Consider the following 12,555-nt stretch of genomic DNA (forward strand, 5'->3'; position numbering starts at 1 on the left):
TCCCGGGAGAGATTGACATGCGCGTACTCGTCACAGGGCACAAGGGATATCTCGGATCCGTCATGGTGCCCGAACTGCTCGCCCGCGGTCACGAGGTCGTCGGTCTCGACACGGGACTCTTCGCGGAATGCACTCTCGGCACGGCACCGCAGGATCCGCCCGGCATGACCGTCGACATCCGCGATGTGGGAACCGAGCACCTCACCGGGTTCGACGCCGTCGTCCACCTGGCGGCGTTGTCGAACGACCCGCTCGGTGCGTTCGCACCCGAGATCACCTACGACATCAACCATCTCGGATCCGTCCACCTCGCCAGGTGCGCGAAGGAGGCCGGTGTGCGCCGGTTCCTCTACGCGTCGACCTGTTCGGTGTACGGAAGCGCGGGCGACGATCTCGTGGACGAGAGTGCTCCGCTCCGGCCGCTCACGCCCTACGCCGTGAGCAAGGTCCGGGTCGAGGACGACGTGGCGGCCCTGGCCGATTCGGGTTTCTGTCCCGTCTTCCTCCGCAACGCCACAGCCTTCGGATACTCGCCACGGCTCCGCGCGGACATCGTCGTGAACAATCTCGTCGGCACCGCGGTGCTCACCGGCGAGGTGCGCGTGCTGTCGGACGGCACCCCGTGGCGTCCCCTCGTTCACGCGAAGGACATCGCCCTCGCGTTCGCGTGTGCCCTCACCGCACCGGAGAGCGATGTGCACTGCGCCGCCTTCAATGTCGGCACCGAATCCAACAACGTCCGCGTACGCGACATCGCCGAGTCCGTCACCCGCGCGGTCCCCGGGTCGTTCGTCTCCATCACCGGCGAGACCGGTCCCGACCCACGCTCGTATCGTGTGGACTTCTCGGCCATTCGCCGCGCCATGCCGGCCTTCGTTCCGTCGTGGAGTGTCGACGCAGGCGCTGCCGAACTGTTCCGTCACTTCGTCGCCGACGGCCTCACGAAGGAGGACTTCACCCAGCGCTTCACGCGCCTGGCACATCTGCGGCGGCTGTCCGATGCGGGACGCCTCGACCCGACGCTGCGGCCACGGCCGGCGGGCGTGTTCCGCGAATGAACAGGTGCCGCGCGTGCGGCCACGATCGCCTCGAGCGAGTCCTCGATCTCGGAGCGGTCCCGCCCGCCGATTTCTTTCCACCCGGGGACTCGCCTCCTTTACCCGCCGAATCAGCCCACGAACTGGCGATGGTTTTGTGTACCGGCTGCGGACTGGCGCAGCTGGCGGACGACGACACCGTCCCGGACGAGCCCCGCGGCATCGAGCCGGAGGCGCTGCGCGAGCAGGCCCGCGAGGCCGTCGAGGTCGTCGAGCGGGCGGGCAGGCTGAAGGGCCGCACGGTGATCGAGTTCGGCAGTCCGCACGGCGGCACCTGGCTCCCCCTGCTGATCGAACGCGGTTTCCAGCCCGCCTTCCCCGGGGCCGCCGCGTCCCTGGTCCTCGACAGCTTCGGCATCATGCACGAAGCCGATCAGCGCGCGGCATTCCTCAAACGCGCGGCGGCGCTCTCCCCCGACGGTGTGCTGCTGCTCCAGTTCCACACCCTCTCCGCCATCGTGTCGCAGGGCCAGTGGAACGCCCTGCGGCACGGTCATTTCGCGTACTACTCACTGACCGCGCTGCGGCGACTGCTCGAGGACGTGGGACTGCACATCTCCGAGGCCTGGACCTTCGACCTCTACGGCGGCACCGTGCTGGTCGCTGCCGAACGGGATCCGTGGACGAATGCGGGACTGAGTGCACGCCGGATCCTCGCCGCCGAACGGGCGACCGGCATCACGAGCGCTGCGACACTCCGCACCCTGCAACGGCAGGCCGACCGCCAGGTGGACGAACTGGTCTCCTGGCTGCGCAAGTCGGCCGCCGAACACCGACGGGTCTTCGCCTACGGCGGGGCTTCCCGGGCCGTGGCACTGTTCGCTCGTGCGGGTGTCGACCGCTCCGTCATGGAGGCCGTCGCCGACGGCTCACCGGCGAAGGCCGGACGGCGAATGCCGGGAACGGACGTCCCGATCGTCGACCTCACCGCTCTGCGCGATGCATCCCCCGATTGCATCCTGCTCACCGTCCCCGATCTGCTCCCCGAAGTGCGGGCGCAGTTCCCGGAGTTCGAGGGCCGCTGGTGTATTCCACCCGACAGCCGGCACGGGGTCCGGTGGGTCGGGTGAGACACATTCAGGCGCGGTGCTCGTCTGCGGGTCCCCCGCGGTGCTCGTCTGCGGGTCCCCCGCGGTGCTCGCCGGCGGGTGCCCAGTAGCGACGCCACGCATCCTCGTCGAGCCCGCCGTGCGGAACTCCGTCGGTGTGCGCGGCCTTCTCCGTTGCCCGGATCGATCCGGCGAACGCGAGGATCGCCGATCGGAGCGTCGACTCCGTGTCGCCCGTGCCTGTGATCCGGACGACCCGCAACGTCTCGGGCACCAGGTCCTCCGGGAAACCCGCTCGCATCGCGCGTTCGATCACCTTGTCGGCCAGGGAGAGTGCGGGCTGCGCCATCGCGATCCCGTCGAGGCACGACGTGCGTGCCTTCTCCGTCTTCTTCGCGATCTCCCACGCCGCTTCCTGCTCCGCGACGTCGAGCGGACCGGTGTGCCCGTTGGTCAGGTGCGGGCTGCGCGCGGCCAGCTTGGCGACGAGCGTCGCCGCCACGTCGTCGACCGTGAACTGCCCGTTCGCCTCGGCGATCCGGGAGTGGAACAGCACCTGCAGCAGCAGGTCGCCGAGTTCTTCGCGGAGCTCGTCCGGATCACCCGACTCGACGGCGTCGAGAAACTCGTAGGTCTCCTCGATCAGATAGCGGCGCAGACTCTCGTGGGTCTGAGTGACCTCCCATCCCCCGAACGACCACAGTCTGTCCATCACGGCCGCCGCCTCGGCGAGAGCGGTGTAGTCGGTCATGCATTCACCGTCGCCGCGCTGTTCAGGTCCACCGAGCCCTGCGGCTTGCCGTCGAGGGCGAGCAGGAAGTCGGCGATGTACTGCAGCAGCGCCACGTCGCGCACCCGATCCGATCCGACCCCGCCGGTCCGCGGGATCGGCAGCTGCACGAGACCGCTCGTCGCGCGGTACTGCGCTCCCGGGTACAACCGCTTGAGCCGCATCTGCTTCGAGTCGGGCAGCTCCATCGGCGAGATCCGGATCTGGGTGCCGGTGACCGCGACCTCCTCGAGGCCGTACTCGCGGCACAGGAACCGCAACCGGCCGACGGACACGAGCCGCTGCACCTCATCGGGCAGCGGACCGTAACGGTCGACGAGTTCGTCGACGACCGTGGCGATCGCGGCGTCGTCGTTCGCGGCGGCGAGCTTGCGGTACGCCTCGAGGCGCAGCCGGTCGGATGCGACGTAGTCGGCCGGGATGTGCGCGTCGACGGGAAGGTCGATCCGCACCTCCTTGGGCGCTTCGTCGGTGGTGACCGTGCGGCCGTCGGCCGCGGCCCGGTACGCCTCGACGGCCTCGCCGACGAGCCGCACGTACAGGTCGAAGCCCACGCCGGCGACGTGGCCGGACTGTTCGGCACCGAGAACGTTACCGGCGCCGCGGATCTCGAGGTCCTTCATGGCCACGGCCATACCCGCGCCGAGATCGGAGTTCTGCGAGATCGTGGCGAGTCGGTCGTAGGCGGTCTCCGTCAGCGGCTTCTCCGCCGGGTACAGGAAGTACGCGTAGCCGCGCTCACGCGAACGCCCGACGCGGCCGCGCAACTGGTGCAGCTGCGACAGACCGAGCGAATCCGCACGTTCGACGATGAGCGTGTTGGCGTTCGAGATGTCGAGGCCGGTCTCGACGATCGTCGTGCACACCAGCACGTCGAACTCGCGCTGCCAGAAGCCCTGCACCGTCTTCTCGAGCGTCTCCTCCTTCATCTGCCCGTGCGCGACCGCGACCCGCGCCTCGGGGACGAGATCGCGGAGTCGCTTGGCGGCCTTGTCGATCGAGCTCACCCGGTTGTGGACGTAGAAGACCTGACCGTCGCGCAGCAGCTCTCGGCGGATCGCCGCGGCGACCTGTTTGTCGTTGTACGCACCCACATAGGTGAGGATCGGGTGCCGCTCCTCGGGCGGGGTGAGGATGGTCGACATCTCGCGGATCCCGGCCATGCTCATCTCGAGGGTTCGCGGAATCGGTGTGGCCGACATCGTGAGCACGTCGACGTGCGTGCGCAGCGCCTTGATGTGTTCCTTGTGCTCGACGCCGAAACGCTGCTCCTCGTCGACGATCACGAGACCGAGGTCCTTCCAGCGGATCCCGGTCTGGAGCAGGCGGTGGGTGCCGACGACGATGTCGACGGTGCCGTCGGCCATGCCCTCGGTGATCGCGCGCGAATCGGATGCGTCGGTGAACCGGCTCAGCCCCTTCACCGTCACGGGGAAGGCCGCCATCCGCTCGGTGAAGGTCTGCAGGTGCTGCTGCGCGAGCAGGGTCGTGGGGACGAGCACCGCGACCTGCTTGCCGTCCTGCACGGCCTTGAAGGCCGCACGCACCGCGATCTCGGTCTTGCCGTAGCCGACGTCGCCGATCACGACGCGGTCCATCGGCACCGCCTTCTCCATGTCGGCCTTGACCTCGGAGATCACCGTGAGCTGGTCCTGTGTCTCCGTGAAGGGGAAGGCGTCCTCCATCTCCTTCTGCCACGGCGAGTCGGGCGCGAAGGCATGGCCGGGCGAGGCCTGCCGCGCCGCGTACAGCCGCACGAGCTCGCCGGCGATCTCGCGAACCGCCTTGCGCGCCTTGCGCTTGGTGTTGGCCCAGTCGGATCCGCCGAGCTTGCTGACGGACGGCAGCTCACCGCCGACGTACCGAGAGAGCTGGTCGAGCTGCTCCATCGGCACGAACAGCTTGTCGCCGGGCTGGCCCCGCTTGCCGGGCGCGTACTCGATGACGAGATACTCGCGGCGGGCACCACCGACCGTGCGCTCGACCATCTCGACGAACTTGCCGATGCCGTGCTGGTCGTGGACGACGAAGTCACCGGCGTTCAGGGCGAGCGGGTCGACCTGGTTGCGACGCTTGACGGGAGTCTTGCGGCCCTCGGTGACCACGCGGTTACCGGTGAGGTCGGCCTCGGTGACGACCACCAGCCCCGGCACCACGTTGTCGTCGTTGCCGGGGAGGACGACGCCCTCGTGCAGGCAACCGCGCATGACGCCGACCTGCCCGCGCACCGGTTCGGTGCCCGGTTCGAGCTTCGCGGCGGGGACCTCGTTCTCCTTCAGCCGCTCGAGGATGCGCTGTCCGGTGCCCGCACCGGCGACGACGATCACCGCACGGCCCCCCGCGGTGACGTGGGCGCGCAGGTTCACGAACAGCATCGACAGCAGGTCCTCGGAGCCGCGGACCTCGGGGGCCGGCTGCACGTCGAGGACGAGTTCGGTGTCGGCACCGGAGGCGAGCGGGCTGAGCGTCCACCACGGTCTGCCCGCGGCCTGCGCGGCCTCGCGCACCTGACGCAGCGACCGGTAGGCCGACGCGCCGAGATCGAGCTTCCGGCCGTCCACCCCGTTGAGGTTCGAGGTGTCGAGCGGCGCCGCACCACCGATCGAGGCGGCCGTCCACGACGCCTCGAGGAACTCCTGCCCGGTGCGGGCGAGATCGCTCGCACGGGTGCGGACCTTCTCCGGGTCGCAGATCAGCACGTGCGCCCCGGCGGGCAGAACGTCGGTGAGCAACTGCAACTCGCCGGGCTGCAGCACCGGCAGCAACGCTTCCATGCCCTCGACGGGGATGCCGCCGGCCATCTTGTCGAGCATCTCGACGAGCGCCGCATCGGCCGGGTTGTCCTCGGCGAGCTGCGCGGCGCGGGCCTTGACCTCGTCGGTGAGCAGCAGTTCGCGGCACGGCGGCGCGACGAGCACCGGCACGTCGACCTCGGAGATCGAACGCTGGTCGGCGACGGAGAAGCAGCGAAGTTCGGTGACCTCGTCGCCCCAGAACTCGACGCGGACCGGATGGTCGGCGGTGGGCGGGAAGACGTCGAGGATGCCGCCGCGCACCGCGAACTCACCGCGCTTGCCGACCATGTCGACGCGGGTGTACGCCAGTTCGACGAGCCGCTCGACGAGTTCCTCGAAGTCGTGTTCGGTGCCGACCCGCAGCGTGACGGGGTCGATCTCGCCGAGTCCGGGAGCCATCGGCTGCACCAGCGACCGCACGGTGGCGACGACGACCCGCAGTGCGGGCCCGAGATCGCGATCGTCGGGACGCGCGAGGCGACGCAGGACGTGCAGGCGACGGCCGACCGTGTCGGCGCTCGGCGACAGGCGCTCGTGCGGCAAGGTCTCCCATGACGGGAACTGCGTGACGCCCTCGCCGAACATCTCGGTGAGTTCGGCGGTGAGATCGTCGGCCTCGCGTCCGGTGGCGGTGACCACGAGCAGAGGTGTCTTCTCGGCCAGCGCCGCCGCGACGAACGGCCGCGCGGCGGGTGGGGCGACGATCTCCTGTTCGGCGGAACCGGCGAGCTCGCCGATCCTGCGCAGTCTGTCGTCGGCCAGCGCGATCCGCGCCAATCCGGACAGTGGGACAGCGGCCGGGGGCACAGCAGACAAGGAAGGCGCTCCTGAGTGTGGGACGAGAACCTTGTCGAGTCTATTCCGCTGTTCCCCGCGCGTCACCGCGCCGGGGCGTGAAACGCGCTACCGCGCGGGGGCGTGAAACGCGCTACCGCGCGGGGGCGTGAAACGCGCTACCGCGCCGGGGGCGCGAGGAGGTCGGCGCTGTTTGCACCGAGGTCGCGCGCGGCCCACTCGGCCAGCCGTGCGAACAGTTCGTCGTCGTCCGCCTCGCGCCGGGTGTCATCGTCGGCGAGCCAGCGACGGCGCACCATTCTCAGCAGTGCCGCGCGGGTGCGGACGGGATCGGCGTCGAGCGCGAAGGTGACGAAAGCGTCGGGTGTCCACGCTTCGATACCCGATCGTTCCAGTGCCCCGGTGAGCTCGGGGTCGGCGGTGACGACGGCGTCGGCGTGGCACAGCAGCGCCACCGAGGTCACGTGTGCCTCCCTCGGTCCCGTCACGTGCGGCACCTCGCGGAGCACGGTGGTGGGCCAGACCACCCGGGCGTCGGGGAAGGCGCGGTCGAGTTCGGCGAAGAGGAAGTCGCGGGCGGGACGCAGCAGTTCCTGCGGCAGTCGGCGGTCCACTTCCGCGATGATTCCGTCGCTCCAGAAGGGTTGGTAGAGGCCGTCTTCGGTAAGGGCGAGCGCCACATCGCGCAGGCGGGGGCGGGCGAGGACCGTCGCATCGAGCACCACTCGAACCGGCATCGTCACCCTTCGTCGAACCGTCGGAACGGACCGTACCGTGCTGCCGCGGCGGGCCGCGTCATGCTGTCAGAACGGGTCGTACAGTCCTTCGCGCCGCGTGAGATCGGCGAGTCCGTCGAGGACCGTCGTGACCACCTCCGCCTGCTGCTTCGCGAGGTCGAGGACGTCGGAGCGCGACACCCGCCGGTGCAGGCCGTGGAAGTCGGCGGAGAGTGCGCCCGTGTCGACCAGGCGCGCGACGTGCCGGCGGGAGCAGCCGAGGACGTCGGCGGCCTGGGCGATGGTGAGCAACGACGGCACGACACCGATCGTCACGGCGGTGTCGGACCCGAACCGGTCGAGCAGACCCGCCAGCGCCGCGGGGGCCTCCTCGGCGGAGAACGGCCCGAAGGTCACGACTGCAGCCGCAGACGGCGCTCCACGAACTGCCGGAAGTATTCGAGCTTGTTCGCCGGCACCAGCGCGGGCAGGATCATCTGCCACATCGCACCGGTCTGCTCTGCGAGCCGTTCGGTCGCCTTGAGAGCGTTCGCCATGATCCGGGCGCCCATCGCCTGTTCGAGCAACAGCAGGGAGACCGCGTGGACGTCGACGTCCTCGACGAGGTCGCCCTCGTCGGCGGCCCGGGCCGCGAGCTCCTGCAGGTTGTTCTGCCAGATCTCGTAGGGCCGGTGCTCGGTGCCCTGGTAGTCGCCGATCTCGACCAGCAGCCGGAACATCGCCCGCACCACGGAATCGGTCTCGGACATGTCGACGTGCAGGACCGACAGGTCGATCAGTGTCTCGAGCGCCGGGGAACGGCGGTCCATCTTGGACTCGGCGGCGGCCTCGAAGCGGAGATAGCCGGAGTCGATCACCCCGCGCGCCAGTTCTTCCTTCGAACCGAAGTGGAAGTACAGCGCACCCTTGGTGACGCCGGCCTCCTCGATGATGTCGCCCAGGTTCGCGTCCGCGTACCCGTCGCGCACGAAGATCGTCGCTGCGCCCTGCAGCACCGATTCGCGTGTCACCTCTGCGCGTACTTGTCGTCCCACCACAGCCTGCCTTCTCACGGGTATCCCAACGATAACGCCACTTACCTGAAAGTAGAGAGCAGACGGTCCCGGAAACGAGAGGACTATTCGGAAACCGGGGGTTCCCCGAGCTTCGGGTCCGCTTCCAGACCGATGAGGCCGTTCCAGCACAGGTTCACGAGGTGGGCCGCGACGTCCTCCTTCGACGGAGTGCGGCGGTCGAGCCACCACGTCGCAGTGGTGGCGACCATGCCGACGAGAGCCTGGGCGTAGAGCGGAGCGAACTCCGGGTTGAGCCCCCGCCGGGAGAAGTCGCCGGTCAACAGCTTCCCCACCTGACGCATCGCCTCGTTGAGCAGACTCGAATAGGTGCCTTCCTCGGCGGACATCGGCGAGTCACGCACGAGGATGCGGAAGCCGTCGGTGCGCTCCTCTATGTAGGTGAGCAGAGCGAGCGCGGCCCGCTCGACGCGGATCCTCGACCGGTTGCGGGTGAGGCTCTCGGTGACCATCGACATCAGCACGGTCATCTCGCGGTCCACGACCACCGCGTAGAGACCTTCCTTACCGCCGAAGTGCTCGTAGACGACCGGCTTGGAGACCTGCGCCCGCTGGGCTATCTCCTCGATGGAGGTGCCCTCGTAGCCGCGCTCGGCGAACAGGGCGCGACCGATTTCGATGAGCTGTTCCCGACGCTGCGTGCCCGTCATCCGGATCCGCGGAGTGCGCTCGGTTCGCTTCTGCGACGCCTGCGACACAGGTCCTCCTTCGGCGGCGGGACGTACTCGAACGTTCGACAGCCTATCCATTCCCGATCGCGCCACCCCAGGTTCGACGTCGACGCCGTCTCGTGCGAGGATCAGGGGCGCACGCCCGCCGGTTCCGCCGCGGGGGTGTGGCAATCCGCCGTGGTGTAATCGGCAGCACCTCTGATTTTGGTTCAGATAGTTCAGGTTCGAGTCCTGGCGGCGGAGCGGGAACCGTCCCGGGGAGCCTCAGCGCTTCCCCGGTGTACGCACGGACCGGCGTACAGAAACGTGTCGAGGGAGCTACATGCAGGTGCAGACCGCGATCGTCGTGCTGGCAGCCGGAGCAGGAACAAGGATGCGGTCGAAGACACCGAAGGTGTTGCACACCCTCGGTGGACGCACGATGCTCGCTCACTCCCTGTACGCCGCCGCCGCACTCGGACCCGCCCATCTCGTCACCGTCGTCGGGCACCGCCGCGAGGAGGTCTCCGCCGAGGTGAGCGCCGTCGCCGCGGATCTCGACCGCGAGATCCGGGTGACCGTCCAGGAGGAACAGCTCGGCACCGGCCACGCCGTGGAGTGCGGCCTCGGCGCCCTCCCCGACGACTTCGACGGCACGGTCGTCGTCACCGCCGGCGACGTCCCGCTGCTCCGCTCCGACACCCTGCAGGAACTGCTCGACGCACACCTCGACACCGAACCTGCCGCCGTCACCGTCCTCACCACGACGGTGTCCGAGCCGACCGGCTACGGACGCATCGTGCGCACCACCGACGGCGACGTCGCCGGGATCGTCGAGGAGAAGGACGCCTCGCCGACGCAGCGCGCGATCCAGGAGATCAACACGGGCGTGTACGCCTTCGACGCGGCCGCGCTGCGATCCGCGCTCGGCAAGCTGAGCGCCGACAACTCGCAGGGCGAGCTGTACCTGACCGACGTCGTGAAGATCGCCCGCAACGAGGGCCACACCGTCCGCGGACTCCACACCGACGACGCCGTGCAGGTCTCCGGCGTCAACGACCGCGTCCAGCTCGCCGCACTGACCACCGAACTCAACCGGCGCCTGCTCGAGCACTGGATGCGCGAGGGTGTCACGGTGATCGACCCGGCTTCGACGTGGATCGACGTCGACGTCGTGCTCGGGGCCGACGTCACCATCCACCCGGGTGTGCAGTTGCGCGGCCGCACGGTGATCGCCGACGACGCGGAGGTCGGCCCCGACACGACGCTGACCGACGTGCAGGTCGGCGCCGGCGCCACCGTGATGCGCACCCACGGCTCCGACGCCGTGATCGGCGCGGAGGCCACCGTCGGCCCGTTCACCTACCTGCGCCCCGGCACCGAACTCGGCGCGTGCGGCAAGCTCGGCGCCTTCGTCGAGACGAAGAACGCGCAGATCGGAGCGCATTCGAAGGTCCCCCACCTCACTTATGTCGGCGACGCGGAGATCGGCGAGCACTCCAACATCGGGGCATCGAGCGTGTTCGTCAACTACGACGGGGTGAAGAAGTACCGCACGGTCGTCGGATCGCACGTCCGGACCGGGTCGGACACTATGTTCGTCGCTCCCCTCACGGTGGGCGACGGCGCCTACACGGGCGCCGGAACAGTACTCCGTCGCGACGTTCCTCCGGGGGCGCTGGCGGTGTCGGGTACGCCACAGCGCAATATTGACGGGTGGGTCCAGCGAAATCGCGCCGGTACCCCCGCTGCCGAGGCAGCATCGAGAGCACAGCAGCCGCACGACCACGATCGCCAGAAGGACGGCCAGAACCAGTGACCAATTGGATCGACAACCAGAAGAACTTGATGCTCTTCTCCGGCCGGGCCCATCCCGAGCTGGCAGAGCAGGTCGCGAAGGAACTGGGCGTCCCCCTCACCCCGCAGACGGCACGGGACTTCGCGAACGGTGAGACGTTCGTGCGTTTCGAGGAGTCGGTGCGCGGTTCGGATGCCTTCGTGCTGCAGAGCCATCCGTTCCCGCTGAACCAGTGGGTCATGGAGCAGCTCATCATGATCGACGCGCTCAAGCGTGGTTCGGCCAAGCGCATCACCGCGATCCTGCCGTTCTACCCCTACGCCCGTCAGGACAAGAAGCACCGCGGCCGCGAGCCCATCTCCGCCCGCCTGATCGCCGATCTGCTCAAGACCGCCGGCGCCGACCGCATCATCACGGTCGACCTGCACACCGATCAGATCCAGGGCTTCTTCGACGGTCCGGTCGACCACATGCACGCACAGGGCCAGCTCGCCGAGTACATCCGCGGCAAGTACGGCGTCGAGAACATCGCCGTGGTCTCCCCCGACTCCGGTCGCGTGCGGGTGGCCGAGAAGTGGGCCGACACCCTCGGTGGCGCGCCGCTGGCGTTCATCCACAAGACCCGCGACCCGCTGGTGCCCAACCAGGTCAAGTCGAACCGCGTGGTCGGTGAGGTCGACGGCCGCACCTGCATCCTGATCGACGACATGATCGACACCGGTGGCACCATCGCCGGCGCCGTGAAGATCCTCAAGGAGGCCGGCGCGGGCGACGTCATCATCGCCGCCACCCACGGTGTGCTCTCCGACCCGGCCGCCGAGCGCCTCGCTTCGTGCGGCGCCAAGGAGGTCATCGTCACCAACACGCTGCCGATCCCGCCGGAGAAGCAGTTCGACTGCCTCACCGTGCTGTCGATCGCTCCGCTGCTCGCGCAGACGATCCGCGAGGTCTTCGAGAACGGCTCGGTCACCTCGCTGTTCAACGGGGTCGCCTGACCTTCCGCTCGACGACGGGGCAGACTTGTCCGGTGTTCACCGGATTTCCCGTCGCGGCCCTCGACTTCTACGACGATCTCGAGGCCGACAACAGCAAAGCATTCTGGGCCGCGCACAAGGCCGTCTACGACGACTGCGTGCGCGGCCCGATACTTGCCCTACTTGCGGAACTCGAGGAGGAGTTCGGGGAGGGCAAGGCCTTCCGCCCGTACCGCGACGTGCGGTTCAGCAAAGACAAGCTGCCGTACAAGACCCACCAGGGCGGATTCGCCTCCGTCGCGCAGAGCGTCGGCTACTACGTCGAGATCAACGCCGCCGGATTGCGGGTCGCCGCCGGCCTGTTCCACGGCTCGTCCGATCAGATCGCCGGTTACCGGACCGGGGTCGATCACGACCGTCGCGGCCCCGAGCTCGGGAGGATCGTGCGCAAGCTCGAACGCGCGGGATACGAGATCGGCGGCGACCGGTTGAAGTCCCGGCCGCGCGGCGTGGACGTCGATCATCCCCGCATCGAACTCATGCGTCACCGGTCGCTGTGGGCCGGTCGCACCGAGATCTCCCCGCCGTGGATCGACAGTCCGCGCACCCTCGAGGAGGTGCGTTCGGCGTGGCGTGAGTTCCGGCCGCTGGTGCGCTGGCTCACCGCTGCTACCACAACGTGATCCGGCAGACCGGGTGGTATGGAAATGCTGTGTGGCGCAATGGTTTGAAGGACGCGCCGGGACGGGGATGATCTTCGTCACGCCGCGTGAAATCGTCGCAGGTCGTGCGAGACC

Annotated in this window: 11 protein-coding genes and 1 tRNA gene; 6 read left to right on the plus strand and 6 right to left on the minus strand. The window is 68.8% G+C overall.

What is annotated here, in order from left to right; genetic code table 11:
- Positions 1-17: 17 nt before the first annotated feature.
- Both K3M35_RS05455 and K3M35_RS05460 read left to right on the plus strand, forming a co-directional pair.
- The gene (locus tag K3M35_RS05455) at positions 18-1,058 is read left to right on the plus strand and encodes an NAD(P)-dependent oxidoreductase (protein ID WP_064060594.1); all 1,041 of its coding nucleotides are present in this window, start codon (positions 18-20) and stop codon (positions 1,056-1,058) included.
- Entirely contained in the window at positions 1,055-2,167 is a 1,113-nt protein-coding gene (locus K3M35_RS05460; RefSeq protein ID WP_064060593.1) for a class I SAM-dependent methyltransferase, read from the plus strand. Before K3M35_RS05455 ends, K3M35_RS05460 begins: the two co-directional genes overlap by 4 nt.
- A 7-nt stretch (positions 2,168-2,174) precedes the next feature.
- Here the strand turns inward: K3M35_RS05460 and K3M35_RS05465 are convergent, their stop codons facing one another.
- The 6 genes from K3M35_RS05465 to K3M35_RS05490 form a co-directional block, all read right to left on the minus strand.
- Entirely contained in the window at positions 2,175-2,897 is a 723-nt protein-coding gene (locus K3M35_RS05465) for a MazG family protein (protein ID WP_064060592.1), read from the minus strand.
- Complete coding sequence (mfd, locus tag K3M35_RS05470; RefSeq protein WP_064060591.1) at positions 2,894-6,547, minus strand: transcription-repair coupling factor; 3,654 nt, start codon at positions 6,545-6,547, stop codon at positions 2,894-2,896. Before mfd ends, K3M35_RS05465 begins: the two co-directional genes overlap by 4 nt.
- A gap of 137 nt (positions 6,548-6,684) precedes the next feature.
- Complete coding sequence (locus K3M35_RS05475; protein WP_039584602.1) at positions 6,685-7,263, minus strand: PIN domain-containing protein; 579 nt, start codon at positions 7,261-7,263, stop codon at positions 6,685-6,687.
- Between the two features lie 66 nt (positions 7,264-7,329).
- Positions 7,330-7,659, minus strand: a complete 330-nt coding sequence (locus tag K3M35_RS05480; protein WP_024103234.1) for a helix-turn-helix domain-containing protein — start codon at positions 7,657-7,659, stop codon at positions 7,330-7,332.
- Positions 7,656-8,297, minus strand: coding sequence for a ScbR family autoregulator-binding transcription factor (locus K3M35_RS05485; protein WP_033098277.1), 642 nt, complete (start codon positions 8,295-8,297; stop codon positions 7,656-7,658). The genes K3M35_RS05480 and K3M35_RS05485 overlap by 4 nt, the downstream gene beginning before the upstream one ends.
- Positions 8,298-8,380: 83 nt before the next feature.
- Complete coding sequence (locus K3M35_RS05490) at positions 8,381-8,986, minus strand: TetR/AcrR family transcriptional regulator (protein ID WP_024103232.1); 606 nt, start codon at positions 8,984-8,986, stop codon at positions 8,381-8,383.
- A 192-nt stretch (positions 8,987-9,178) separates the two neighbouring features.
- On the opposite strand from K3M35_RS05490, the gene K3M35_RS05495 reads away from it, so the two are divergent.
- The 4 genes from K3M35_RS05495 to K3M35_RS05510 all read left to right on the plus strand — a co-directional run bounded on the left by K3M35_RS05495 (position 9,179) and on the right by K3M35_RS05510 (position 12,441).
- Positions 9,179-9,250, plus strand: a tRNA-Gln gene (locus K3M35_RS05495).
- Positions 9,251-9,329: 79 nt separating this feature from the next.
- Entirely contained in the window at positions 9,330-10,805 is a 1,476-nt protein-coding gene (gene glmU, locus K3M35_RS05500; RefSeq protein WP_006553848.1) for a bifunctional UDP-N-acetylglucosamine diphosphorylase/glucosamine-1-phosphate N-acetyltransferase GlmU, read from the plus strand.
- On the plus strand, positions 10,802-11,779 hold the full coding sequence (locus K3M35_RS05505) for a ribose-phosphate diphosphokinase (protein WP_006553847.1): 978 nt from the start codon (positions 10,802-10,804) through the stop codon (positions 11,777-11,779). The genes glmU and K3M35_RS05505 overlap by 4 nt, the downstream gene beginning before the upstream one ends.
- Positions 11,780-11,811: 32 nt before the next feature.
- Entirely contained in the window at positions 11,812-12,441 is a 630-nt protein-coding gene (locus K3M35_RS05510; RefSeq protein ID WP_217580064.1) for a DUF2461 domain-containing protein, read from the plus strand.
- Positions 12,442-12,555 lie beyond the last annotated feature (114 nt).

The sequence above is a fragment of the Rhodococcus sp. DMU2021 genome (genome assembly GCF_019641445.1).
Taxonomy (GTDB): Bacteria; Actinomycetota; Actinomycetes; order Mycobacteriales; family Mycobacteriaceae; genus Rhodococcus; species Rhodococcus pyridinivorans.

Excerpts from the sequence above, each read along its gene's own strand:
- K3M35_RS05455 (WP_064060594.1), top strand. The coding sequence starts at position 18 with ATGCGCGTACTCGTCACAGGGCACAAGGGATATCTCGGATCCGTCATG.
- K3M35_RS05460 (WP_064060593.1), top strand. The coding sequence starts at position 1,055 with ATGAACAGGTGCCGCGCGTGCGGCCACGATCGCCTCGAGCGAGTCCTC.
- K3M35_RS05465 (WP_064060592.1), bottom strand. The coding sequence starts at position 2,897 with ATGACCGACTACACCGCTCTCGCCGAGGCGGCGGCCGTGATGGACAGA.
- K3M35_RS05475 (WP_039584602.1), bottom strand. The coding sequence starts at position 7,263 with ATGCCGGTTCGAGTGGTGCTCGATGCGACGGTCCTCGCCCGCCCCCGC.
- K3M35_RS05490 (WP_024103232.1), bottom strand. The coding sequence starts at position 8,986 with ATGACGGGCACGCAGCGTCGGGAACAGCTCATCGAAATCGGTCGCGCC.
- glmU (WP_006553848.1), top strand. The coding sequence starts at position 9,330 with ATGCAGGTGCAGACCGCGATCGTCGTGCTGGCAGCCGGAGCAGGAACA.